Source organism: Ectobacillus sp. JY-23 (assembly GCF_023022965.1).
GTDB lineage: Bacteria > Bacillota > Bacilli > Bacillales > Bacillaceae_G > Ectobacillus.
Window position 1 is genome coordinate 3,649,086 of record NZ_CP095462.1, and the last position, 24,254, is coordinate 3,673,339.

At 38.6% G+C, this 24,254-nt stretch carries 25 protein-coding genes and 3 pseudogenes; 24 read left to right on the forward strand and 4 right to left on the reverse strand.

Annotated features, from left to right (window positions below):
* The first annotated feature begins 14 nt into the window (after positions 1-14).
* The 23 genes and pseudogenes from MUG87_RS18425 to MUG87_RS19745 all read left to right on the forward strand — a co-directional run.
* Complete coding sequence (locus tag MUG87_RS18425; RefSeq protein ID WP_247084114.1) at positions 15-833, forward strand: amino acid ABC transporter substrate-binding protein; 819 nt, start codon at positions 15-17, stop codon at positions 831-833.
* Positions 834-849: 16 nt separating this feature from the next.
* Positions 850-1,656, forward strand: a complete 807-nt coding sequence (locus MUG87_RS18430; protein WP_281503659.1) for an amino acid ABC transporter substrate-binding protein — start codon at positions 850-852, stop codon at positions 1,654-1,656.
* Between the two features lie 16 nt (positions 1,657-1,672).
* On the forward strand, positions 1,673-2,377 hold the full coding sequence (locus MUG87_RS18435) for an amino acid ABC transporter permease (RefSeq protein WP_247084115.1): 705 nt from the start codon (positions 1,673-1,675) through the stop codon (positions 2,375-2,377).
* A gap of 46 nt (positions 2,378-2,423) precedes the next feature.
* Entirely contained in the window at positions 2,424-3,134 is a 711-nt protein-coding gene (locus MUG87_RS18440; RefSeq protein WP_247087787.1) for an amino acid ABC transporter permease, read from the forward strand.
* Complete coding sequence (locus tag MUG87_RS18445; RefSeq protein ID WP_247084116.1) at positions 3,131-3,886, forward strand: amino acid ABC transporter ATP-binding protein; 756 nt, start codon at positions 3,131-3,133, stop codon at positions 3,884-3,886. Before MUG87_RS18440 ends, MUG87_RS18445 begins: the two co-directional genes overlap by 4 nt.
* 173 nt (positions 3,887-4,059) lie before the next feature.
* Complete coding sequence (locus tag MUG87_RS18450; RefSeq protein ID WP_247084117.1) at positions 4,060-5,121, forward strand: sulfate ABC transporter substrate-binding protein; 1,062 nt, start codon at positions 4,060-4,062, stop codon at positions 5,119-5,121.
* A 31-nt stretch (positions 5,122-5,152) separates the two neighbouring features.
* Positions 5,153-5,986 (forward strand): sulfate ABC transporter permease subunit CysT, encoded by an 834-nt coding sequence (cysT, locus tag MUG87_RS18455; RefSeq protein ID WP_247084118.1) that lies wholly within the window; start codon positions 5,153-5,155, stop codon positions 5,984-5,986.
* A gap of 29 nt (positions 5,987-6,015) precedes the next feature.
* The gene (gene cysW / locus MUG87_RS18460; protein WP_247087789.1) at positions 6,016-6,864 is read left to right on the forward strand and encodes a sulfate ABC transporter permease subunit CysW; all 849 of its coding nucleotides are present in this window, start codon (positions 6,016-6,018) and stop codon (positions 6,862-6,864) included.
* A 9-nt stretch (positions 6,865-6,873) separates the two neighbouring features.
* Positions 6,874-7,947 (forward strand): sulfate/molybdate ABC transporter ATP-binding protein, encoded by a 1,074-nt coding sequence (locus tag MUG87_RS18465; protein WP_247084120.1) that lies wholly within the window; start codon positions 6,874-6,876, stop codon positions 7,945-7,947.
* Between the two features lie 1,524 nt (positions 7,948-9,471).
* Positions 9,472-10,149: an HAD family hydrolase gene (locus tag MUG87_RS18470; protein ID WP_247084121.1), complete on the forward strand. Its 678-nt coding sequence runs from the start codon at positions 9,472-9,474 to the stop codon at positions 10,147-10,149.
* A gap of 287 nt (positions 10,150-10,436) precedes the next feature.
* A complete protein-coding gene (locus MUG87_RS18475; RefSeq protein ID WP_247084122.1) occupies positions 10,437-11,864 on the forward strand; it encodes an alanine/glycine:cation symporter family protein in 1,428 nt (475 codons plus the stop codon).
* A gap of 547 nt (positions 11,865-12,411) precedes the next feature.
* The gene (locus MUG87_RS18480) at positions 12,412-12,678 is read left to right on the forward strand and encodes a transposase (protein ID WP_247084123.1); all 267 of its coding nucleotides are present in this window, start codon (positions 12,412-12,414) and stop codon (positions 12,676-12,678) included.
* 425 nt (positions 12,679-13,103) lie between these two features.
* A complete protein-coding gene (locus tag MUG87_RS18485; protein ID WP_247084124.1) occupies positions 13,104-13,424 on the forward strand; it encodes an ArsR/SmtB family transcription factor in 321 nt (106 codons plus the stop codon).
* A 97-nt stretch (positions 13,425-13,521) separates the two neighbouring features.
* Positions 13,522-14,883 carry an FAD-dependent oxidoreductase gene (locus MUG87_RS18490; RefSeq protein WP_247084125.1) on the forward strand — a complete coding sequence of 454 codons (1,362 nt, stop codon included), beginning with the start codon at positions 13,522-13,524 and terminating at the stop codon, positions 14,881-14,883.
* Between the two features lie 75 nt (positions 14,884-14,958).
* Complete coding sequence (locus MUG87_RS18495; RefSeq protein ID WP_247084126.1) at positions 14,959-15,156, forward strand: hypothetical protein; 198 nt, start codon at positions 14,959-14,961, stop codon at positions 15,154-15,156.
* Positions 15,157-15,172: 16 nt separating this feature from the next.
* The gene (locus tag MUG87_RS18500; RefSeq protein WP_247084127.1) at positions 15,173-16,411 is read left to right on the forward strand and encodes an MFS transporter; all 1,239 of its coding nucleotides are present in this window, start codon (positions 15,173-15,175) and stop codon (positions 16,409-16,411) included.
* A gap of 323 nt (positions 16,412-16,734) precedes the next feature.
* Positions 16,735-16,916: pseudogene (locus MUG87_RS18505) on the forward strand (LuxR C-terminal-related transcriptional regulator); the annotation flags it as partial.
* A gap of 357 nt (positions 16,917-17,273) precedes the next feature.
* A complete protein-coding gene (locus MUG87_RS18510; RefSeq protein WP_247084128.1) occupies positions 17,274-17,465 on the forward strand; it encodes a hypothetical protein in 192 nt (63 codons plus the stop codon).
* Between the two features lie 256 nt (positions 17,466-17,721).
* Positions 17,722-17,865: a hypothetical protein gene (locus MUG87_RS18515; RefSeq protein ID WP_247084129.1), complete on the forward strand. Its 144-nt coding sequence runs from the start codon at positions 17,722-17,724 to the stop codon at positions 17,863-17,865.
* A gap of 441 nt (positions 17,866-18,306) precedes the next feature.
* The gene (locus MUG87_RS18520; RefSeq protein ID WP_247084130.1) at positions 18,307-18,621 is read left to right on the forward strand and encodes a hypothetical protein; all 315 of its coding nucleotides are present in this window, start codon (positions 18,307-18,309) and stop codon (positions 18,619-18,621) included.
* 115 nt (positions 18,622-18,736) lie between these two features.
* Complete coding sequence (locus MUG87_RS18525; protein WP_247084131.1) at positions 18,737-19,099, forward strand: ribonuclease E inhibitor RraB; 363 nt, start codon at positions 18,737-18,739, stop codon at positions 19,097-19,099.
* 405 nt (positions 19,100-19,504) lie between these two features.
* Positions 19,505-19,918 (forward strand): YxiG family protein, encoded by a 414-nt coding sequence (locus tag MUG87_RS18530; protein WP_247084132.1) that lies wholly within the window; start codon positions 19,505-19,507, stop codon positions 19,916-19,918.
* A 43-nt stretch (positions 19,919-19,961) separates the two neighbouring features.
* Positions 19,962-20,267: pseudogene (locus MUG87_RS19745) on the forward strand (transposase); the annotation flags it as partial.
* Between the two features lie 353 nt (positions 20,268-20,620).
* Here MUG87_RS19745 and MUG87_RS18535 read toward each other — a convergent pair.
* From MUG87_RS18535 to MUG87_RS18550, 4 genes and pseudogenes are all read right to left on the reverse strand, one after another.
* Complete coding sequence (locus MUG87_RS18535; RefSeq protein ID WP_247084133.1) at positions 20,621-20,890, reverse strand: hypothetical protein; 270 nt, start codon at positions 20,888-20,890, stop codon at positions 20,621-20,623.
* A complete protein-coding gene (locus MUG87_RS18540; RefSeq protein WP_247084134.1) occupies positions 20,883-21,704 on the reverse strand; it encodes a hypothetical protein in 822 nt (273 codons plus the stop codon). The genes MUG87_RS18535 and MUG87_RS18540 overlap by 8 nt, the downstream gene beginning before the upstream one ends.
* Before the next feature lie 59 nt (positions 21,705-21,763).
* Positions 21,764-22,609, reverse strand: a complete 846-nt coding sequence (locus tag MUG87_RS18545) for a WXG100 family type VII secretion target (RefSeq protein ID WP_247084135.1) — start codon at positions 22,607-22,609, stop codon at positions 21,764-21,766.
* A gap of 26 nt (positions 22,610-22,635) precedes the next feature.
* Positions 22,636-22,701 (reverse strand): annotated as a pseudogene (locus tag MUG87_RS18550) (hypothetical protein); the annotation flags it as partial.
* 457 nt (positions 22,702-23,158) lie between these two features.
* Between MUG87_RS18550 and MUG87_RS18555 the strand changes: the two are divergent.
* A complete protein-coding gene (locus tag MUG87_RS18555; protein WP_247084136.1) occupies positions 23,159-23,587 on the forward strand; it encodes a phosphate transporter in 429 nt (142 codons plus the stop codon).
* Positions 23,588-24,254: the final 667 nt, after the last annotated feature.

Below are 24,254 nucleotides of genomic sequence, written 5' to 3' on the forward strand. Positions count from 1 at the left end.
ATAGGGGGAAGAAGATGAAAAAGTTCAGTATAACAGCGCTTGTGCTTGCTGCTGGTTTAGTGGTTTCGGGATGTGGGAGTGTAAAAGAGACGACAAGTTCAAGTAATTCGGAGAAAACAGCTCAAGTCAAAAAAATTATTGTCGGCACAGGGACACAATTTCCTAACATCTGCTTTATTGATGAGAAAGGGAAATTGACTGGTTATGATGTGGAGTTAATACGTGAGATTGATAAACGTCTACCGGACTATGAGTTCGAGTTCAAGACGATGGAGTTCTCCAATTTACTTTTAAGCTTGGAGACGAAAAAGATTGATTTAATTGCGCATCAGATGGAAGTGAATGAAGAAAGACAAAAGAAGTTCCTATTCAACAATGAGCCTTATAATGTTTTCCCGTTAAAAGTGGTTGTACGACAAGATAACAACGATATCAAGTCAGTCGAAGATTTGAAAGGAAAGAAGGTCATTGTGAGCGCAACAAGTAACTCAGCCGTTCTGATTGATAAATATAATAAAGAGAATGGAAACAAAATCAATATTGTATACGCAGGTCAAGGAGCAGACGACACAAAAACACAGCTGAAAACAGGTCGTGTAGATGCGACAATTAGTACCCCATTTGCAGTGGATTTTTTGAACAAAGCAGCGGATGCGCAACAAAAGGTTGTCGGTCCGGCGCTTTCTAACTCAAAAGTATACTTCCTTTTGCGTAAAGACGAAGAAAAGCTGAAAAGTAGAGTGGATGAAGCGGTAAAAGAAATTAAGAAAGATGGAACTCTGACCAAACTGAGCACAAAATGGCTGGGAGCGGATTATACAGTACAAGAATGATAGGGAGAGAAGCATATTGAAGAAAATCAGAGTCATGTTGCTTTTGACGATGCTTACAGTCATAGGAGGGTGCAATGACACTGTGTCAACTAAAGCTGATAAAGATAATCAGCGTGTAAAGAAAGTCGTAGTCGGAACGGGGACGCAATTTCCTAATATCTGCTTCATTGACAAAAATGGCAAATTGACAGGTTATGATGTAGAAGTTGTCAGGGCAATTGATAAGCTTCTGCCCGAATATGAGTTTGAATTTAAAACGATGGAATTCTCAAATTTGCTGTTGAGTTTAGAAACAAAAAAGATTGATATGATTGCTCATAATATGGCTGTCAATGAAGAGCGTAAGAAGAAGTTTTTATTCAATGATGAAACATATAACTATTCCCCTCTTTACATTACAGTCAATAAACATACAAATGACATTGCTTCCATTCATGATCTGGACGGGAAAAAAGTTATTGTGGGAGCAACCAGCAATGCAGCTGTTTTCCTTGAAAAATATAACAAGCAAAATGGAAAGAAAATTGAAATTATATACGCAGGTCAAGGAGCCGATGATGCCAATACACAGCTGAAGACTGGACGTGCAGACGCCACCCTTGCCACACCTTTTGCGGTGGATTTTAACAATAAGGCGATTGATGCTCAGCAAAAGGTAGTGGGAGATATCATCATCAATTCAAAGGTATATTTTTTATTTAATAAAGAGGAAACGGATTTACAAGCCAAAACAGATCAAGCTATTAGAAAACTAAAAGCCGACGGCACACTCAAGAAATTAAGCAAACAGTGGCTTGGTGACGATTACTCTGTTGAAAATTAAGTGAAAGAGGTGAACCATGGGGCAAGCATTCGATATTGCACTTGTTTTGAATTTCTTTCCTAAACTCATTTCCTACCTTCATATTACATTGTTGATACTTGTAGTTTCTGTTCTGCTTGGCATCGTTATTGGATTTATCGTAGCGCTGCCTCGCATCTACCATATTCCAGTAGCTCGTCAAATTGCTGCTGTATATGTGTCGTTTATGAGAGGTACGCCCATACTCATTCAACTATTTTTGATTTTTTACGGATTACCAGCCATTTTAGAGTGGATTTATATTGACCTTTCTCGGGTTGATCCATTGGTGTTTGTCATTATCACCTATGCATTAAGCAGTGGAGCCTCTTTCTCTGAAATCATCAGAGGCGGCGTGGCAAACGTAGAAAAAGGTCAGGCTGAAGCGGCATACACAATAGGAATGAATGAAAAGCAAACCTTTATACGTATTGTGCTCCCGCAAGCCCTAGTTACTTCGTTTCCTAACTTTGCTAATTCTGTGATTGGGTTTCTTAAAGATACTTCGCTCGCTTTTACAATCGGTGTAATGGATATGCTGGGGAGAGGTGATACCTTAATATCGGCGACTGCGCATGCTTTGGAAGTATATATTACATTGTCTATCATTTACTATCTGATAGCGATCTTGCTCGAAAAACTATTCACTCTGTCTGAAAGCAAACTGCAGCGTCATAAGCAACAGCTAGTCTCCAATCAATGAATTTCTACTAACATATTATTTTGCTAAAAAGAGAGGGGGAGATACTATCGTTATTGATGTTCCGTTCATTTTCATTGCTCTTGTTGAAATTATAAAAGCTTTGCCGCTTACGCTGATTATTACGATTGTTCCTTTACTAGTCGGTTTCGCTATAGGTATCATCGTGGCTTTCATTAGACTTTATAAAGTGAAAGGACTCCATCATATCGCTGATTTTTATGTATCATTTCTTCGCGGCACGCCTATTCTGCTACACATTATGTTAATTTACTTAGGGCTACCGATGATTATTGATCAAATCGCTGCATATTATGGTTGGTCATTTAAGTCAAATGAAATCCCCATTTTATTGTTTGTGTTAATTGCATTTTCCCTTACAGCCAGTGCATACATGTCGGAAATCATCAGAGCAGGGATATTGGCAGTAAGCAGGGGACAAATCGAAGCTGCCTATTCTGTTGGTATGAGTGTTCCGCAAGCTATGAGAAGAATAGTGTTTCCCCAAGCGGTTACAGCTGTTCTCCCTAATTTATGCAATATATTTGTCGGCTTTTTGCATACATCCTCCATTGCTTTTATTGTTTCTCAAAAAGAACTAAATGGAGCTGCCAATATTGTGGCTTCCAGCAACTTAAAGTTTTTGGAGTCTTATATAGCCGTTGCAATCATCTATTGGACATTAACAATGATAGCAGAGTGGATTACAGCTTTATTAGAAAGACGGGCAGCTGTATTTCATAAAGGGGGCATAGCATGATTTCCTTACGTAATATACAGAAATCGTTCGGTAAACAAAACGTGTTAAATGGAATTAATCTTAACGTAAATAAGGGAGATGTAGTAGCAATTTTGGGACCAAGTGGGTCAGGTAAAACCACCTTACTTAGATGTATCAATTTCTTGGAACGTCCTACTGTCGGAGAAGTAACCATCGGTGATCTTACTGTGAACTGCAAACGCGCAAACAAGCAAGATGTTATGAAATTACGCAAAAAAACAGGTATGGTATTCCAGCATTATAACCTTTTCAAGCATAAAACGGTTCTAGAAAACATCATGGAAGGCTTAGTAATCGTCCAGAAATATTCCAAGGACGAAGCAAAAGTAAAAAGCTTGGAAGTTCTTGAAAAAGTAGGTCTAGCCGATAAAGTAGATGCTTATCCAAGTCAACTATCTGGTGGTCAACAACAACGTGTTGGTATTGCGCGTGCTCTTGCTTTGAACCCTGAAGTCATTTTATTTGATGAACCAACATCAGCATTAGATCCCGAACTAGTGGGAGAGGTTTTGGAGGTCATTCGCAATATTGCACGTGAAGGAATCACCATGGTAATTGTGACACATGAAATGGGCTTTGCTAGAGAAGTGTCCAATCATGTTATCTTTATGGATGAAGGCGTTATCGTAGAAGAAGGAAACCCAGCAGAGATATTTACGAATCCAAGAGAACATCGAACAAAGCAATTTCTAAAGCGAATTACGTCAAGCGTCATTTTTGGTGTATCTTAAAAGTTTTATTTTAAAGAGAAAATTCAAAAACATAGTTGACAGATAGGAAAAGTAGAAATAAAATAAAGAAAATTAAGTTAATTTCATACGCCGATCAGTTGACTGAAGGCATACAGCATCCATTTTATGGATTGTTGTATGCCTTTTTTATATTGAAAAAAGGAGAGATGAAAATGCTGCGTAACAAAATGCTGTTCAGAAATGCTCTTGCTGTGATTTCGACTGTTACTTTATTGTCAGCTTGCTCAAATTCGACGGGAGGTACAGAAAGCGTAAGTGACAAAGCGCCTGAGGAGCCTAAGGCTGTAGAGCTGCTAAATGTTTCATATGATCCTACGCGCGAGCTGTATCAGGACTTTAACACAGAGTTCGCTCAGTACTGGAAGGAGAAGTCTGGGCAAACAGTTACCATCAAGCAGTCTCATGGCGGCTCTGGTAAGCAAGCTCGCTCTGTTATTGATGGCTTAGAAGCTGATGTGGTCACGTTAGCACTTGCCTATGACATTGATGAAATCAGTCAACAAGGAAAGCTGTTAACACCTGAATGGCAAAAAAGCTTACCTAACAATTCTACACCCTACACATCCACGATTGTATTTTTAGTGCGCAAGGGGAACCCAAAGCAAATTAAGGATTGGAACGATCTTGCTAAAAAAGGGGTCTCTGTCATTACGCCAAACCCGAAAACCTCTGGAGGTGCTCGCTGGAATTACTTGGCGGCTTGGGGATATGCTCTGAAAAACAACGGCAACAACGAAGCGAAGGCAAAGGAGTTTGTGGGCAATATTTATAAAAATGTCGAGGTGCTTGATTCGGGAGCGCGGGGTGCCACGACGACTTTTGTAGAAAGAGGCATTGGCGATGTATTAATATCATGGGAAAACGAGGCCTTGCTGTCATTGCACGAGCTTGGCAAGGATAAGTTTGATATTGTCGTTCCGTCTGTCAGTATTTTGGCTGAACCGCCTGTAGCTGTTGTGGATAAAGTAGCCGAGAAAAAGGGAACAACAAAGGTTGCAAAAGCTTACTTAGAGTACCTATATACAGACAAAGGGCAAGAAATTGCAGCAAAGCATTATTATCGCCCTCGCAATGAAAAAGTAGCCCAAAAATATGAATCTCAATTCCCTAAAATTGAATTGTTTACAGTGGATGAACTGTTTGGCGGCTGGAAAAAAGCACAGGACACCCACTTTAAGGATGGCGGTGTATTCGATCAAATTTATCAGAAATAAGGAGTAGGTCAACATAACGGGGGGAACGGAAGTGCGAAAAAAACGGCAGCATATTTTGCCAGGGTTTGGAATCTCTTTAGGTTTTACAACTGCCTACCTCAGTTTATTTATTTTGCTGCCTCTCTCGATGATTGTAGTCAAAACATCAGATTTAGGCTGGGGGCGGTTTATCGAGATAGTAACAAGCGATCGCATTGTCGCAGCCTATAAGCTTAGCTTTGGTACAGCTTTTATAGCGGCTATCATCAATGCCGTTTTTGGTTTTCTGCTTGCCTGGGTGTTAGTACGGTATCAGTTTCCGGGCAAGCGAATCATTGATGGGCTGATTGATTTGCCTTTTGCGCTGCCGACTGCGGTTGCGGGCATTGCGCTTACATCGCTGTATGCTAAAAACGGCTGGATTGGGAAGTGGCTTGCAGAGCTTGGGATTAAGGCTGCTTTTACACCACTAGGAATCACCATAGCACTGACCTTTATTGGGTTACCCTTTGTCGTACGAATGGTACAGCCGGTGCTGCACAATATAGACAAAGAGCTTGAAGAGGCAGCTGCTAGTCTCGGGGCCTCCAAATGGAGAATTTTTCGTAAAGTAATTTTTCCCGAGACAGTGCCTGCCCTGCTGACAGGCTTTTCACTGGCCTTTGCTAGAGGGGTAGGAGAGTATGGTTCGGTTGTGTTTATCTCAGGTAACATGCCTATGAAAACAGAAATTGCTCCGCTGCTTATCATGACCAAGCTGGAGCAATATGACTACGCGGGAGCAACAGCGATTGCCACAGTAATGCTTGGCATTTCGCTCCTCTTTCTGTTGCTGATCAATGTCATCCAGGCGCGAAGCAGAAGGTATGAAGAGGAAGCTTCTTAGAAGGGGGAGAGGATTTGAGTTCACCTGTTTTGCAATCCGTACCGAGTAAACAAAGGAAAGCGTTACGGCGTAAGTCAGAATCCAAATGGATACCTGTCTTGCTGATTGCGATCGCGGTCATCTATTTGGTTTTCTTTTTACTTATTCCCTTGCTGACGATTTTCCTTAAGGCATTCGAAAAAGGGATGAGCGTGTATGTCGCATCGATTACAGATCCGGATGCTTTATCAGCTATAAAGCTTACCATAGTAGTCGCTTTGCTTGTTGTGCCGCTGAATACATTGTTTGGCGTTGCAGCCGCTTGGGCCATCACGAAATTTCGCTTTCGCGGCAAACAACTGCTATTAACCGTTATTGAATTGCCCTTTGCTGTATCGCCCGTTATTGCTGGACTTATTTTCGTATTGACCTTCAGTCCAAGGGGGATATTGGGACCTTGGTTAGTGGAGCATGGCATTAAGATTATCTTTTCAGTGCCGGGCATTGTGCTTGCGACGATATTTGTGACATTGCCATTCGTTGCCCGCGAATTAATTCCGGTGATGCAGGCGCAGGGAACAGCGGAGGAAGAAGCGGCTTTGTCGCTGGGAGCGGGGGGCTGGAGAACCTTTCTGTTGGTGACGCTTCCGAATATCAAGTGGGGACTTCTGTACGGTATGATTTTATGTAATGCCAGGGCAATTGGAGAATTTGGAGCAGTATCTGTTGTGTCGGGACATATTCGCGGCGTGACAAATACGATGCCGCTTCATATTGAAATTTTATATAATGAGTACCGTTTTTCGGCCTCCTTTGCGGTTGCATCTTTAATGTCTCTTTTGGCACTACTCACATTGGTGATCAAGCACTGGATCGAATGGAAAGCTGAAAAACGGTAGGAGGAGCATATGATGATTGAGATTCAGCATCTATCAAAGCATTATGGTTCGTTTCATGTCCTGCAGGATATCAATCTTACCATTCAAGAGGGAGAGCTTGTTGCGCTATTAGGCCCGTCCGGCTCGGGAAAGACAACGCTGCTGCGTGTAATTGCAGGACTGGAAATAGCAGATGAGGGCATCGTTGTATGTAATGGAGAAGACTTGACTCACGTGCATGTACAAGATCGGCAAGTTGGCTTTGTATTTCAGCATTATGCACTATTTAAACATATGACGGTGTTTGAGAACGTAGCGTTTGGGCTGAAAGCGCGTAAAAAGAAATGGAGACCTTCACCGGTAGAAATAAAAGAGAAAGTACAAACGTTGCTTGAACTAGTTAAGATGCAGGAGTTTTCCAGCAGATATCCGTCTCAGCTTTCTGGCGGGCAAAGGCAGCGCATTGCCTTGGCACGTGCCTTGGCGGTCGAACCAAAAATTTTGCTTTTAGATGAACCCTTTGGCGCTTTGGATGCGAAAGTTCGTAAAGAGCTAAGAAGGTGGTTAAGAAGATTACATGATGAATTTAAAATTACGAGTATATTTGTCACACATGATCAAGAGGAAGCTCTTGATGTAGCAGATCGAATTGTGATTATGAACCAGGGAAAAATTGAGCAAATCGGTACACCGCAAGACATATACGAACAACCTGCCAGTTCATTTGTATACGACTTCCTCGGAAACGTAAACTTGTTTCACGGGCGTCTTAGAGAAGGGAAGCTAGATATTGGTGCAGCACAGTTTAGCGTAGCAGATGACCATCATCCGTTTGACATAGAAACGGTAGGCTATGTGCGGCCGCATCACCTTATGATTTCACGGCAAAAAACCGAACAAGACACTATTACCGCAAGGATATCACACCTCCACACAGTCGGGCCGATTGTACATGTGGAATTAAAAAGGGAAGAAACACAAGAATACTTAGAAGCACAAATGAGTGTAGAGCAATTTCATGCGTTACAGCTGCGTATAGGAGAAACAGTGTATGTCTCACCCCAGCAAGTAAAAGTCTTTATCCCTTCAGATTTTGTAATCTAATACGTATATGCAGCCATCGGTTTACATCCGGTGGCTTTCGTTGATATATGGGGGATGGAATTTGAGAGTAGGTGTCCCGCAAGAGCGTCTCGCGGAGCAGGAGAGAGGGGAAATTTGAGAGTAGGTGTCCCGCGAGAGCGTCTCGCGGAGCAGGAGAGGGAGGGAATTTGAGTTTAGGTGATCCGCAAGAGGGTTTCGTGGAGCACGAGAGAGAGGAAATTTGAGAGTAGGTGTCCCGCAAGAGCGTCTCGCGGAGCACGAGAGGGAGGGGATTTGAGAGTAGGTGTCCCGCAAGAGCGTGTTGCGGAGCACGAGAGGGAGGGAATCTGAGAGTAGGTGTCCCGCAAGAGGGTCTCGCGGAGCACGAGAGGGAGGGAATTTGAGATTAGGTGTCCCGCGAGAGCGTGTTGCGGAGCACGAGAGAGAGGGAATTTGAGTTTAGGTGTCCCGGGAGAGCATCTCGCGGAGCAGGAGAGGGAGGGAATTTGAGTTTAGGTGTCCCGCGAGAGCGTTTCGCGGAGCAGGAGAGAGGGGAAATTTGAGAGTAGGTGTCCCGCGAGAGCGTCTCGCGGAGCAGGAGAGGGAGGGAATTTGAGTTTAGGTGATCCGCAAGAGGGTTTCGTGGAGCACGAGAGAGAGGAAATTTGAGAGTAGGTGTCCCGCAAGAGCGTCTCGCGGAGCACGAGAGGGAGGGGATTTGAGAGTAGGTGTCCCGCAAGAGGGTTTCGTGAACCACGAGAGAGAGGAGATTGGAGTTTAGGTGTCCCGGGAGAGCATCTCGCGGAGCACGAGAGAGAGGGAATTTGAGTTTAGGTGTCCCGCGAGAGCGTCTCGCGGAGCACGAGAGAGAGGGAATTTGAGTTTAGGTGTCCCGGGAGAGCATCTCGCGGAGCAGGAGAGGGAGGGAATTTGAGTTTAGGTGTCCCGCGAGAGCGTTTCGCGGAGCAGGAGAGGGAGGGAATTTGAGTTTAGGTGTCCCGCGAGAGCGTCTCGCGGAGCACGAGAGGGAGGGGATTTGAGAGTAGGTGTCCCGCAAGAGCGTGTTGCGGAGCACGAGAGAGAGGGGATTTGAGTTTAGGTGTCCCGGGAGAGCGTCTCGCGGAGCACGAGAGAGAAAACCTGAGTTTAGGTGCCTCGCATAAAGAAATTGAAAGGCCCTATAGATAACAGGAACGAGTACCTTCGCCCTCCTAAAAAACTGCTGTTATTCATGCACAATTAGTCACACGTGTTCGAGCTGCTTGTGCAAGATAAGACGACGAAGGAAAACGCTAACGAACCCTTTGCGAATTGAATCTGAAGATACATAGGAAAGGTCTTTGGGGTGTCAGAGGCCTTTTTCTTTATTTGTAAATTGCATTTATATGAATTCTGTCCAACTCAATGTGGTCTATCTAGTGTTTTTTGCAGTTCACACGTGCATCCAATTGTTATAATATTAAGAAAAATTTCGCATAACCAATGGGTATCTAGTATGATAGGGATGAGATAGAATAAATACTGCATGTAGAGAGGGAGATTCATTTGAAGGAATATAAGATAATCTTATTTGATTTGGACGGGACACTATCTGATCCTAAAATAGGGATAACCAAATCCGTTCAATTTGCGCTTGAGAAGATGGAGATTTTAGAGCCGGATCTTAATAATCTGGATTGTTTTATTGGGCCACCACTACAAGAATCATTTGCCATGTATTACGGCTTTAATACCGAAGATGTAAAACAGGCAATTGATTTTTATAGAGAAAGGTTTAAAGAAAAAGGGATGTTTGAGAACGCGTTATATGCTGATATCCCTTCACTTTTAGATATGTTAAAAAAGCAAGGATATATTTTAATTGTAGCAACTTCTAAGCCTACTATATTTGCAGAAAAAATATTGGAATACTTTAAAATAGACTGTTATTTTGATCTTGTTGTAGGAAGTAATCTGGATGGGACTAGAAGTTCAAAAACTGAAATCATTCAATACATAATTGATACATATCATGGATATAAACGTAGCGACTTCATTATGATTGGCGATCGTAAGCACGATATCATTGGTGCAAATAATACGGGAGTTGATTCTATCGCGGTTACATATGGTTATGGTTCGTTGGAAGAATTACATGCATCTAATTCTACATATATAGTTAATAATGTTAAAGATATAGGGAATATCCTGTTGAATTTTACTAATCCCGCTTATGTGAATTAAAAGTCCCAAAAGGGGCTTTTTATTGTTTGCGAAGCAAAAACAGTCTTAGTATATAAAAAATTTTCGTTTACATTGCTTATATAAACTCACAGCATATGTTTTCTATGTTAGATTATATAACATGAAAATGAAAAAATCATTTACAGAGCAAGAAAAAAATACTATACTACACTTTGTGTGAATTTTATTTGTACTCCCAATAGGGTTATATTCTTTGTTTTTTAATAATTCTTTTTAAAGAATCCTAAACATTTTTATAGTTTAAAAACATCAAAGGAGTGTGCAACATGGATATTTTAGTGTCAAAAATGAATGACCTTTTATGGACATATTTAATTGTTATCTTTCTTGTGGGAATTGGAATTTACTTAACTGCAAGATTAGGATTTTTACAAATTCGTTTCTTCCCAGAAATGTTTCGCTTGCTTTTTGAAAAAAATCCATCAAAAAGTAAGAAGTCTGTTTCATCTATTCAAGCCTTCGCAATTGGTATGGCTGCCCGTATTGGAACGGGAAATATTGCCGGAGTTGCAACAGCGGTTGCGTTAGGCGGACCCGGTGCTGTTTTTTGGATGTGGCTGATGGCGTTAATTGGTTCTGCATCTGCATTCGTTGAAAGTACGCTGGCGCAAGTTTATAAAGTAAAAGATGGCGAGTCCTGGCGCGGTGGCCCTGCATATTATATGGAGAAAGGTTTGGGCAACCGCAAACTTGGGATTGCTTTTAGTATCCTGATTACATTATCTTTTGGCTTAATTTTTAATGCAGTACAAGCAAATACAATTGCAGCATCATTAAACAATGAATTTAACGTAAGTACAATGACTGTGGCTATTATTCTAGCAGTTATTACAGCTCTTATTATTTTTGGTGGTGTACAATCTGTAGCCAAGTTCTCTATCGTGCTAGTACCTATTAAAGCAGGTGTGTATATTTTACTTTCTGTTTGGTTAATGATAGCAAACTATGAAGTGCTGCCAAGTGTATTTGGCGCTATCTTCTCTGAAGGTATTTTCAGCTTGAAACAGCTCTTTGGCGGTGTAATGGGAGCGGCAGTTTTACAAGGGATTCGCCGCGGGTTATTTTCAAACGAAGCAGGTATGGGTTCTGCACCCAATGCCGCTGCTGCTGCTGAAGTAACACATCCTGTAAAGCAAGGGTTTATTCAGGCGCTTGGTGTTATTGTAGATACATTTGTCATCTGTTCATCTACAGCAATGATTGTTTTAGTATCCGGCGTTTATAAAACATCTGAGTTATCAGGAATTCCGTTAACACAAGAATCACTTCGTGTAAGTGTAGGAGACTTTGCGGCTACATTTATTTCAATTTCTGTATTCCTATTTGCCTTGAGCACCATTATGGGTAACTATTATTATGGAGAAGCAAATATCAGCTTTATGAAAAACAATAAACGTACGCTTACTTTGTACCGCATTGGGGTAATTGCAATGGTCATTTTTGGTACACTGTATAGTGCAGAATTAGTATGGGCGTTGGCGGATATTTTTATGGGAATGATGGTTTTAATTAACCTGTATGCTATTACAAAATTATCCGGTCTTGTACGTGCAGTACTAAACGACTATGTCAAACAAAAGAAAAAAGGGCTGGATCCTGTTTTCCATGCAGATAATATTGAAAATATCCCAGGACGTAATCAATTAGAAGCATGGGTGGATACTGCTGAATCAAAAAAAGTAAGTAATATTTAATAGAAACGAAAAAAGCTAATCGTCTTTCATTAGAAATAACGATTAGCTTTTTTATTTGACCTTCGTTTTCCATTTAAATATCTAACATGATGTACGTACGAATAACCTCAGGATTCGTATGAAGAAGTGAAGCCATTCTGTACAGTGTTAAGTGAGCTTAGTTGTACATTTTTAGGTTAGCATTTCCACTCTGATTCAACTTTATATCTAAAATATTAAAATTTCGTAATGCGAGCTATAGACCCAGTACCAACGTTGCTGTAATCAAGTGCAAAGAAGCAAACTATCATAATACGCTACTACTCTGCCCTTTTTGTGTATCTCATTCATTATTTTTTTGCTGCATATTGATAAGCTATATTGAACTGGACAGTTTTATGAAGGTTTACTTCTGCCTATCTTATCAAATACTTTTTGAATAAAGTCCTCAACCAATTAACATATCCGTTTACCACCCTACATAAAGGCATTAAAAGACTGATGCTAGACTAACAAGTAGACACAGGTTGTTATAATAAAAATATAAATGATAACGAGGTGTCTTTAAATGGCAAAAGCAAACGAAAAGCGTTACGAAGAATCATTCAAGAAAGAAACGGTGAAGTACATCGCCGAGAACAACAAATCTGTAGCGCAGGTAGCGAGAGAGGTGGGCGTAAACGAAAACACCTTGCATGGCTGGATAAAGAAATATAGTCAGCAACCTGAAATAAAAGCAGCACAAACATTTTCTACACCGGAAGCCGAGTTGAGAGCCTTACAAAAACAAATTCGTGAGCTGAAAAATGAAATCTTAAAAAAGGCGATGCACTAATTTGCGAAAAGCCCTCGGTAAAGTATGGATTCATCCATGAATACCGCTCCCAATTTTGGGTGGAGAAGATGTGCAGCGTTTTGGGAGTATCGAAAAGCGGCTATTTCAAATGGGTAAAACGCCTAAAAAGCGAACGACAGAAAAAGAATGAACAACTCTCTCAAAAAATCTTACAAACCCATCTGGAGTTCCATCAAAGATATGGGAGTGTAAAAATTTCCAAGACATTAAACAAACGCGGTATAAAGGTAAGTGAGCGTACCTAACACCTAAACTCGTAATGAATTTAGGTGTTTTCATTTATCTTGACATCAATCTTCGCATGTGTGGTAAATAAATCAATTTTTTTTGATTTATTTGTTGTAAAATTGAAACATATGGAATAAAATACTAATATCAAAAGAATTTGATTAAAGGAGCAAAACATGAAAGAAATTAAATTGTATAATGCATCTATAGTCCAATCCTTTGCTTCTTATGAAAAAAGGTTTAAGGCATTGGCTGATCAGAAGCGCCTACATGTTTTATATGAACTTTGTCAACGTGGGGAAACATGTGTATGCGATCTTACAGAAGTGTTGGGCTTGTCACAATCAAAGCTCTCATACCATCTGAAAATTCTACTGGATGCAAATCTAATCACCAAAGAGACGAGAGGAACATGGAGTTACTACAATATTAATAAAAAAGAAGTAGATGCTTTACTCTCTGAACAGCTATGTTGTATTTTTCGTCCTATGTCTTAAAAATTTTTCGTTTATAAATCAATTTTTTTTGATTAATAAAATCGTTCTTTAGCATAACTGCTTTATACATTATGGAAATGAAGACAGGGGGAATACGATGAAGCCAATTCAATTGCAAGGAAAAAACACGCAAGGTTGTTGTACAACATCGACAGCACCCGTATTGAAAAACATGCAGGAGCAAAGTATTAAGCATTTACCTGTTGCAATTATCGGAGCGGGACCTGTAGGGCTTGCTGCAGCTGCTCATTTAGCAAAAAGAGGAGAAGCATTTTTAGTGTTAGAGGCAGGGTTTGAAGTCGCAGCGAATATTTTAACTTGGGGACACGTTAGATTGTTTTCACCTTGGCGTTACAACATGGATAAAGCGGCAGTTGAACTACTTGAAAAGCATGATTGGAAAGCGCCTGATTTAGATCAACTTCCTACGGGAAAAGAGCTTATTGAAAATTATCTGCAGCCTTTATCAAACCTTCCAGAAATTCATCCATACTTACATCAAAATACAAAGGTATTAGGGATTAGTCGGAAATATACGGATAAGATGAAGACATCTGGACGTGAACAGGTACCGTTCACATTATATGCAGAGAAAGATGGGGTATTTACAACATATGAAGTCCGAGCTGTTTTAGATGCTTCTGGTACATGGGGGAACCCGAATCCTGCCAATTCAAGTGGTGTATGGTTAGAGGAAGAAAAATCTCTGCAACAATATATTTTTTATGGAATTCCTGAAATTTTAGGAAGCGCGCGAACCCGTTATAAAAATAAAAGAATAGCTGTAGTGGGAGGCGGTCATTCAGCCATCAATACATTGTTGGAACTAGCTGAACTAAAAGAAATGTATCCAAAAACAGATATAGTTTGGATCATGAGACGTCAAAAGGTTGAAGAAGCTTACGGTGGAGAAGAAAAAGATGCCTTGGCCGCTCGCGGTGCTTTAGGAAGTCGTGTTCATGAAGTGGTTGATAGTGGGAAAGTAAAGGTTATGACACCTTTTCAAATACAGCGTGTATCAAAGGTGAACAATGTGATGAATATACATGGCAATATGAATGGAAAAGAACAGATGATTGCAAATGTGGATGAAATCATTGTCAATACAGGAAGCCGCCCGAATTTGGATATGCTTCGCGAACTGCGCACTTCAATTGATACGACAACAGAAAGTGTAGAGGCTTTGGCGCCATTGATTGATCCCAATGTCCATAGTTGCGGAACAGTTCGTGCACATGGAGAAAAAGAACTGCGGCAACCGGAAAAAGACTTGTATATCTTGGGTTCTAAAAGTTACGGACGCGCACCTACATTCTTGATGGCAACAGGTTATGAACAAGTGAGATCTGTTGTTGCGCATTTGACGAGAGATTACGAAGCAGCAAGTAAAGTCGAATTGGATTTGCCTGAGACAGGAGTTTGCAGTACAAACCTTAACACGGGAAGCTCTTGCTGTTAAGATACACATTTTGTAAGGGAGCTGGAATGTCCGGCTCCTTTTGGTATACCAATATGGAATAGGAGGAACGAATCTGTGACAATCAATCATGCAGGGGTGCTAGGAAAAAAATACTTCCTTTCTTATATGAAGCTTGTTATGCAAGCTCGTCAATATTCAGCAGAACAGGCTAGGCAATATGTATTCCAAAACCTGTTTGGCATGAACTGTGAAAGTCTAGGGCCAATCTCATACCAAAGCTTTTTGGAGGCGTATAAAGAACTGAAACAGTGAGCATAGGAGGATGGTGATGAATGCCACATATAAGGAAATTAGGCAATCTAGGAATATTGTCCTTGTTGCAGTGATTACAGCACTTAGTTTACTTGGAGATTCAATGTTGTATATTACTTTGCCGATTTATTGGAAAGAAGTTGGTCTGGATTCTTTATGGCAGGTTGGGATACTACTTTCTATAAATCGACTTATAAGATTACCTTTTAATCCGTTAGCAGGATGGCTTTATCAAAAAATTTCGTTGCAAACGGGGTTGCTTATCGCTGTTATACTTGGAACTATAACCACATTGGGGTACGGTGTAGCGAAAGAGTTTATCACTTGGATAATTCTGCGTGGATTATGGGGTATAGCTTGGTCATTTTTTCGAATTGGTGGTCTTACAACAGTTGTATATTACGCTAATGAGAATAGTCGTGGCAGATCCATGGGCTTATATAACGGTGTGTATAGGTTAGGTAGCCTATTTGGAATGCTGATTGGCGGAATATTGGTACCTATAATTGGAATACAGTATGTTTCCATTTTATTTGGCTGTCTAACCTTCTTGGGATTGCCTATTCTAATGCTAACACTTAAAGAGATGGGAGAAAGTGAAACAACTAGCAGTAATAATGAGCCGGGGAAAGTAAATATATCTACACCTGTAAAACATAGTATATATAAATTCAGTGTAGTTCTCAGCGGTTTTTTGATTACGATGTTAATTCAAGGTGTATTTATTGCAACGCTCAGCTTAGTCATTGAGCATTACTACGGCAAGGAAGTGAGCTTATTTGGTACCGTTATGAGTGTTACGTTTTTGTCTGGTCTTATGCAGTCTGCTCGATGGGGATGGGAACCATTCTTAGGAAGTCGGTTTGGCTATTGGTCAGATGGATCCAGAGGAAGATTGCCGTTATATGTGATAGCTCTTTTATTTGTAGGATTAATCTTTGGTATAGTTGCAAGCGATGTATGGTTACCTGTTTGGATTATAACTGCATTGGCTATCATGATGGGAGCAACCGCACTTACGACTTTAACGGATGCGTTGGCTTCAGATGTGGCTACAACAACAAATGTAGTATCCTTTTTGACGATATATTCGATTGTATTGGACGTTGGAGCAGCGTTAGGACCAGCAATCAGTTATGTTCTAATAACTATGAATAATGGAATTATGTACTTATATTGGGGTGGATCAGGCATATTTTTGTTATTAGGTATATTTTGGTACGTAATGTATCTAAATGTAAAAAATTTCAATTGAGACTGTATAAATTAAAAATATACAGGACATACTAATAAGTCACGGGTATATCCTGGCTCGCTGTACCAGTATATCAAGCGAAGATATACTCCTAGAAGGACTGGAAAGGCTACACCAAACTGGACAAATTTATTAAGGTCTACTTATTCTTATCTCCTTAAACACTGTTTGAATAAAGACTTGAGATGATTTACATATTCATCCACAAATCCGCATAAATTAATGGAAAGCCCTTATACATAACAAGAACGAGTCCCTTTCGCCCTCTAAAAAACTGCGGTGATGCATGCAAAATTAGTCACACGTGTTCAAGGTGTTTATGCAAGACTACGAAGGAAATCGCCGGTGAATTGTTTATCAGCGAGAAAACAGTCTTGGCCACATCAGCAATGAGATGTGTAACCTTTGCGAACTGAAATTGAAGACACATACGAAAGGTCTCTGGGTTGTCAGAGGTCTTTTTCTTTATCTATTTATTATATATATTCTGTCTAACCAAGTGTAACCTATTCACATAACAAATCTTTACATGTTGGTTATGAATTCTGTTCAACTCAATGTAACCTATCCAATTGGCATATAAAACCACCTTTCTATTTTTTAGAAATATAACCACTTTATTTTTTTATAGGGAGGTTTTGGCGTATGCCAATCAACCTAGGCATTCGTTATGCAACTACTTTTATTTTTCTACCGAACCTGTACAGGCTAGGGAGTATACTTATTAATCGTTGAACACTCTACTGATTAGGTTAACTTAATGTGGATGAGTGTAGTCAACAACACAGCAAGATATTGATAAAAAGGAGATTGCTGTGAGTATGTTGAATATATGGTTAAAATAATTTTTAGGGGGATAAGATTGGGGAAGAAACCTATTCTGACATTACCGGCAGTATTGACTGGGATTACTACAGGATTATCAACTTTTATTGCAAACTACGCTATCCCTGATTCCGATTCCAAATCTACTACCATTTCATTACTTGCTGCAGTGGTTGCTTTTATATCTGGAACTATCTTTAAAAAAATTACTAAAGAAAAGCAACATTAATGTTCTTTCTTAGTGCAAAGGCTACTTAAAACGATAAAACTTATTGTTCTTGTTATTTTGGGTCTAAGTTTGTTGTATTTATTATCATCTGTTATAGCTATAACACAAATACTCTTACCAACATTACAAATTTCAACTTTTTACATATTTCCTTGAATTTTTCTATATTGGTTCGCACGCCTAGTAAAAGCATTTGAGTTTAAGTAAAGCTGTTAATGAGTTGTATGTTAACTGATAAGAGGGAGGAGAATATACAGTGAATGATGTGGATATACTGCCTCAATATTTAAAAAATAAATCTTTATCCGATAAAGAGATAATACTTAGCTTCTTTGACGCCTTAGAAGCCATTAAAATTTTAGCCGATAATGAACGGGCCATCTTGGGTGGAAAGGTATAATTAAATACTCTGACGGAAAGTATGGACACCCATCTGTTGTTATAGATAGTGAGGTACTAAAAGGAGAACAGGAATCTTGGCGAGCTTATGCTCAGTCAACAGCTCATTTCTGTAAAGAGACGATCGAGGAAGAAAAATATAGATGGGAACAATCTACCATAGAACCTGTTCCTAATTGCGAATTATATTTTTGTATTACTGCAGCAAACGAAAATGATGATGAGTAACTTCTTGTAATCCCGTTTATATGAACATGGATGCCCTCCAGCCAAGAGACCTGGAGGGTTTTTATAAATTGATTAAGTACGTTAAACTCCAATAATGATATCCTATAGTAACTAGAACTGTATAGAACATACAAAAGAAAATCCATACCTCATTTATAAATATACATGCTACGATTAAATATCTGATAATTCTAAAAAGGGGAAGAGTTATGCCATGATAATACTTATTATTATTTTAATGTGTTTAAGCATTTTTACATTTTATATTGGATATCTGCTTTTAATTAAAAATCATTGGAAACTCGGAAAAATATCCTTTGCTTCTGCGAGTACAGTAAGAAACAAAAAAGGATATTGTACATATATGGGGTATGTATCATTTACAATGTCAGCAATCTATGCAATATTAGCTGTCCTAATGATTCTAATTCCCTCTATTCAAGATTCTTCTATTCCTTTAATATTTGTTGGTGCAGCAATGATTATAGGGGTATCAAGTGAAAGTTTTGCTAAGGGAAAATATGCATAGTAACTTCCAATAATATGATCTTATGTTAACTTGACATGTATAGGATATACAAGCAGACTTCTTCAGCTTTCTGTCCGTTCTGCATGGTACAATGAAGAAAAAAGGAGAGTTAAAAATGGAAACTATTAAACAAAGAAACAGAAGAGAACAGTTTGATACAGAAACCATTCAAGCATTAGTAGATGCAGGGTCTAATCTTTCTAAAATGCATTACGTAGAACATTGCTTTTTCTTAGATGACGAAGAGACAGCTCATAAAGTCGCAAGTTCACTACATAAGCAAGGTTATGAAATTTATGAGCCCCAAGAAGCCGTTGATGATGATGGAACTCCATTTTTAGTCATGATTGTAGGAAAGCAACATATGATTACTCCCGAAATCGTATTTGAGGAAACACGTAAAATGACAGAACTTGCAATTAAGTACACTGGCTTTGCGGAAAGTTACGATGGTTGGGAAACGAAAGTCATGGAATAACTATAGCTTCTAATAACGGTGTTTATGTAAATGAACAGTCTCGAACAGGATTTTTTTTATGACTCGTGAAACAAAAATACAACTGGCTTTTGAAAACAGTCTGGGTGTACAAAATCTACATTTTACTGTCTTAATTATCAAAACTAAGCTAGATAGCTTGATTAAGCTTTACTTATTGATTTCTATTTATGTGCTCTTAACTTTTCTGTCCAACTAAGTGTAGCCTGTCCAGTATCTCTACCTTTTTGCCAATATACTTAGTGGGGACTAAATACAGGTTGGCTTTGTAGGATATCATACTTGATGCATTGACAAGCACCGTATGGCGCTTCAGTCGATAAGAGTACCGACAGATTACAGATACATTAAGAAAGAATAGGAAAAAATAGGGGGAGCTGATTGTAAATGCTTAACAATGATAAAATACAGTCTCTATTAGACAGTTTTTTTGGGACTGTAATTGACAAGCTTGATTTTGATCTTGTAAATAATAAGATTTCTCTTAGGCTGGATATGAATGGAAGGAAAACAACTTATCGCGAAATCGAGTTCACAGATGTTTGGGCTCACTACTATATAAAAGATCCCGCTTCACTTGAAGTCGATTTTTCAGAAACTGGTTATTTACAACTTGCAGCAATTGAATACTATCCAAAAGGAATAGGTTCAATAAAATGTCATTCTAAAATTGATGAATGGTTTAATCAAGTTTCTTCAAATGCCAATTTTGCTTTAGATATATGGGAAAGTTTATTACTGATTGAAGCAAGAAGTATTAAGATTAATCAGGAATTTTTTGTTTTAGAAAATATCAACTAAAAGCCTATTTTAATTCGTAGATTAAAAAAATCGATATCATTCCGATCGTGGAAGCCAATACGCTTCAAACGATTACCAAGCTCTTCTGCAAACCCATAATATGCAAGTGAGCATGAGTCGAAAGGGAAACTGTTACGACAATGCGGTAATCGAATCATTCTACAGCCTGTCGAAAAAAGAATGGCTATATCCAAGAAAATTAAAAACAAGAATAGAAGGAAAGCAAGTTATTTTCGAGTACATTGAATGTCTCTACAATCGAAAATCAAGCCGTGCCTCATCGGGATATGTATCGCCTTGTGAATTTGAGGCGCAATATTACGCTAAACAGAGACAAGTAGCTGCATAAACTCAGCTATTTCTCTCTGTTTAACGTGTCCATTCTATTGACATAGGTCCAAAACTGTTACTTACGAAACGTGAGAGGGGAGTATTCGAGCAGCTTATGCAAGACAATGAAAGACATCGCTGGCAAATTTGTTGTTCATCAACGAAAAAACAGCTTTGACCACATCAGCAATCAGATATGTACCCTTTGCGAACTGAATACAAAGATACATATGAAGGGCCTCTGGAGTCAAAGGCCTTTTTTCTTTACCCACATATGAATTCTGTCTAACTAAGTGTAGCCTATCTGCTTTGAAAGATAATGAAAAAGGCACTCCTCCTTAAAATAAGCAGGAGGAGTGTTCAGAAAGAAGATCATTTTCGCTTTTTTTTATCTTTTTGATAGAAAAGCCAGTAAAAAAAGTACCAGCCCGCTGTAACTATAATACCTATTAAGGCTATTCCAAATTCTTTAGCTATAATACAGAAAATAATAAGCCCAATCATGGCAACTATTACAATAATCATAAAATATTTTACGATAAATTCCAATAGAGAGTACGCTAATGCAAAAATACCAGCAACAAATTGCAGGGCAGGAAGGACCTTTGCTTCAAAGAAGCTGTTGTTCTTAGATTTATTCATGAGGTACCTCTATAGAGTCTGAAATATGTAATAGGCTTCTTAGCTGTCTTTCGAATAGTTTTTTTGACAAATAGGAGACAAAAAACGATTTATTATCATCAGATTGATATAACAACCATTGATGCTCGTTAGATTCCAAAATCATAATCCCCTGGTCGGCTTTAAGTATCTGTGAAGAAGTTGTCTCAATCTTCATAATGCTATAAACATATTTAATATGTTGCAAGTCATTTAGAAATAAGGTTAGATTTTCGGAAGAGAAGCCATATTGAATCAATTTTTCAGTGCTTTTTTGTATAGGTTGTTGAATAAAGTCAGAGATGTTTTCTACAACTTCAGCGGGCAAACAAGCCAAAATATCAGGGGATTTGTTCCCATCATGTATTTGTAAATCTAATAACAAAGCACTCTCTTTATATAGTACCTCATCTATCATAACTTCTTTTATCATATGTGTAATACCATCCTGACTTTGATAAGAAACAAGGGTATTGTTTACTTTGTGAATATGTCCTGTATACATAGTTTCTTCTTTAATATCTAATTTTTGATAGTGCAAAGAAAAATCTGGATTTAACATATTATTCAATAATAAATCTAGGCTTTCTATAATCTGTAAACTTGTTTCATTGACTGTAACCAACTCTTTAGAAATTAATGAATGGGATGCCGTAATGAATATTTTTTCAAGTTCTGATGGAGTTACTTCCTCAAAAGCAATTTGTAATAGTTCTTTTGCCTGCAGTTCTTCATTTTTTAGGTGCAGTAGCAGTGCCGTTTCTTCTAAAGAAATTTTAAATTGATGTATTGTCATAGTTTTAGTGAATTAAGTGTAAAGTTGCTCTTAATTCTGCAGTCCTCCTTCCGGTAAATTCATATAAGACTAGTGATTTTATTTGCGAAATCCTTAAATCTTTTTCTTGGCAATACATTATCAAATATCATATTGCTTGCTGTACCAGTTGCCGCGGATCCGACGATCGCTCCAGCAATTCCGCCAACAGCTGTACCGATTGGGGGAAGAAAGCACGGTAATGAACCAATCATGGCTCCCAATTCAGCCCCGCCTGCTGCTCCGCCGTAAGAAGACGCGAGATTACTAATAACTTTACCTGTTGAATAAAAGGAATCTGTAGCAATGTTCAAGCCAGCTTTCAAACCATCGTATTGCTCCATATCCGATTTAATAGCCGCAGTTAAGGAACTGACCTCTGAAAGTCCTCCTATTGCTACTCCTGCTAGACCAAACGGCTTCAATGTATTGCGAATGTGCTTTGTAATATTATCTGCTCGTATGCTATTTCCTGGCAAAGATTTATCGAGATTAGCAAGACCTGCAAACATTTTCTCAGGTGTATTATGTGTTTTAATGTGTTTCAAAAATTTTTCCCAGGTACTGGCGAACTTACCTTCCTTAATCCATACTTTGGGTATAATATCAACTAAGTCTGAACGTTTGGTATTCGGCGCAATCGTAAGCGCGCTAGTAATAAGAGCCAGTTTTCCAGTGGTGGTCAATGTCGTCATTGCGGCTGTTTTAAGATTTTCTCCTAATGATTTTCCTAAGGCGTCTACATTTTGATTGTCTGTGTTGGAAAATCTTTTGCTAATCTCTTTTAAACTCACTTCTACGTCATGAAGCACGCGCCCATACTGATCAATGACCCGATTGGATTGCTGGAAATTTTGAAAAACCTCTCCCTCGTGATGCCACCCCATTGTGACTCCAGGTTATATATACTTTTTCTTAAGTTTGAGGCCAGCGTTTGGGCTTGCTGCTGGGCCTGGTGAAACTGCTGAGCGACCTCCATGACCTGCTCAGTTTTTATCTGAATCTTCACATGTGTTCCCCCTTAACACTTACAACAAATTGTATATGTATCTTTATATAACATAAGATTTACTACAATTACATAGTAAGCGCATTTCAGGATGGAATTCAATAAGAATTTGGATTTTTTGGAAGTAGCAGCGAAATCCTATTTTAATGTAGTAATTGATACCATTGAGACGGACGGAAAGCCTGCTGCGTTTTCATCTTCTCAAAGGTTGAAACGCCTTTCATTGATAGTACAGTAATAACTCTACTTTGGCGGGTTTCATTGAACTTTAAATGAGATGAAAATATTATTTTATTGAACAGATTTATGGAAAAAGGTACATATGTAATTAATAAAGATATGAGTCAAGTGTAGACATTTTGTTATTTGGCAGTATGGATGCTCTGTATAGAGCAAACCGATGATCTATTAAGGGCTGGTGATATGTTTGAATGGAGAATACTATATAAAGAAACAAAGACACACCTTGGTACTTATCAATCATGACAAATATAATGAGCTTACAGGAGAGTATGAAGTGTTCCCAAAAACAATTCATACGATTATCAAGTCACTTCATGAAAAGTATCCGTTATATATCTACTATATGGAGCGCTATGGGGCTAAAAAAGACGCAGACATTCATGTTACCATTAACAGCTTCTTGAAGCGTAGAATAGTTATTATTGAGCCTCTATGTTTAGCTGATTTTAATGAAGAATATATAGGAGAACGTTATATATTCAGTTCAGAAAATATAAATAATCTTTTAGAAAATCTGAGGGCTAACAAATTCAATGATTTACATGAGGTAACAGAGGTATTAAAAGATAATTGCGATATTGTATGTAAAATATTCGATTCAGCTTATATCTAAATAACAGCGAACGAACCTAATATGATTAAACGTTTGAATGATCTTGTATAGAAGTAAGTAATTTTAATCGAGAATGAGTTAGATATATGCTTTGGAGGGTGCTGTGTTCTTTAGTATTTGAATTGCAATTCCTGTAAAACATGTAAGGAAAACACCTGTAAAGGGGTTAGAAGGAATACAAAAGGCAAGAAAAACTCTAATGCAATGAAGAGAAGATAGGGGATATAAATGTGTTAGTATTCTTACTTCATCTTTTGATAAGTTTCATGGTGTTAGGAATAACGTTGATTCCCGCACAAATAGTAGAAAGTAAGGATAACATCCTGAAAAATATTGTTGGGATATCTGGACTATTAGGGATTATCTTAGTAGGTACAGGTATTTTCATTGGAGGAGAGTCTCTACATACATATCTTTATATAACATTTATATTACAATTGGTTATTCTAGGTCTTCTCTTTTTACTCTACCGTCTGTTTAAACAGGTGGGGTATTCAAAATTTATAAATATCTGTTCAATTTGCTTAGTCATAATTAGTCATTTAGCTTATATTTACTACATCATCGCGAGTTTTATATATTAATACGCGCACCTTTATGGTATGCGTGATAAGTGATCCTAAGTCATGAGATATCGGTTATTTGGTTCTGGTGCAAAAATAAAACA

What these genes read in the sequence shown, in the direction of transcription:
- MUG87_RS18425 (WP_247084114.1), top strand. Translation starts at nt 15, where the DNA reads ATGAAAAAGTTCAGTATAACAGCGCTTGTGCTTGCTGCTGGTTTAGTG.
- MUG87_RS18435 (WP_247084115.1), top strand. Translation starts at nt 1,673, where the DNA reads ATGGGGCAAGCATTCGATATTGCACTTGTTTTGAATTTCTTTCCTAAA.
- MUG87_RS18445 (WP_247084116.1), top strand. Translation starts at nt 3,131, where the DNA reads ATGATTTCCTTACGTAATATACAGAAATCGTTCGGTAAACAAAACGTG.
- MUG87_RS18450 (WP_247084117.1), top strand. Translation starts at nt 4,060, where the DNA reads ATGCTGCGTAACAAAATGCTGTTCAGAAATGCTCTTGCTGTGATTTCG.
- MUG87_RS18465 (WP_247084120.1), top strand. Translation starts at nt 6,874, where the DNA reads ATGATGATTGAGATTCAGCATCTATCAAAGCATTATGGTTCGTTTCAT.
- MUG87_RS18475 (WP_247084122.1), top strand. Translation starts at nt 10,437, where the DNA reads ATGGATATTTTAGTGTCAAAAATGAATGACCTTTTATGGACATATTTA.
- MUG87_RS18480 (WP_247084123.1), top strand. Translation starts at nt 12,412, where the DNA reads ATGGCAAAAGCAAACGAAAAGCGTTACGAAGAATCATTCAAGAAAGAA.
- MUG87_RS18485 (WP_247084124.1), top strand. Translation starts at nt 13,104, where the DNA reads ATGAAAGAAATTAAATTGTATAATGCATCTATAGTCCAATCCTTTGCT.
- MUG87_RS18490 (WP_247084125.1), top strand. Translation starts at nt 13,522, where the DNA reads ATGAAGCCAATTCAATTGCAAGGAAAAAACACGCAAGGTTGTTGTACA.
- MUG87_RS18500 (WP_247084127.1), top strand. Translation starts at nt 15,173, where the DNA reads ATGAATGCCACATATAAGGAAATTAGGCAATCTAGGAATATTGTCCTT.
- MUG87_RS18520 (WP_247084130.1), top strand. Translation starts at nt 18,307, where the DNA reads ATGATAATACTTATTATTATTTTAATGTGTTTAAGCATTTTTACATTT.
- MUG87_RS18525 (WP_247084131.1), top strand. Translation starts at nt 18,737, where the DNA reads ATGGAAACTATTAAACAAAGAAACAGAAGAGAACAGTTTGATACAGAA.
- MUG87_RS18530 (WP_247084132.1), top strand. Translation starts at nt 19,505, where the DNA reads ATGCTTAACAATGATAAAATACAGTCTCTATTAGACAGTTTTTTTGGG.
- MUG87_RS18535 (WP_247084133.1), bottom strand. Translation starts at nt 20,890, where the DNA reads ATGAATAAATCTAAGAACAACAGCTTCTTTGAAGCAAAGGTCCTTCCT.
- MUG87_RS18540 (WP_247084134.1), bottom strand. Translation starts at nt 21,704, where the DNA reads ATGACAATACATCAATTTAAAATTTCTTTAGAAGAAACGGCACTGCTA.
- MUG87_RS18545 (WP_247084135.1), bottom strand. Translation starts at nt 22,609, where the DNA reads ATGGGGTGGCATCACGAGGGAGAGGTTTTTCAAAATTTCCAGCAATCC.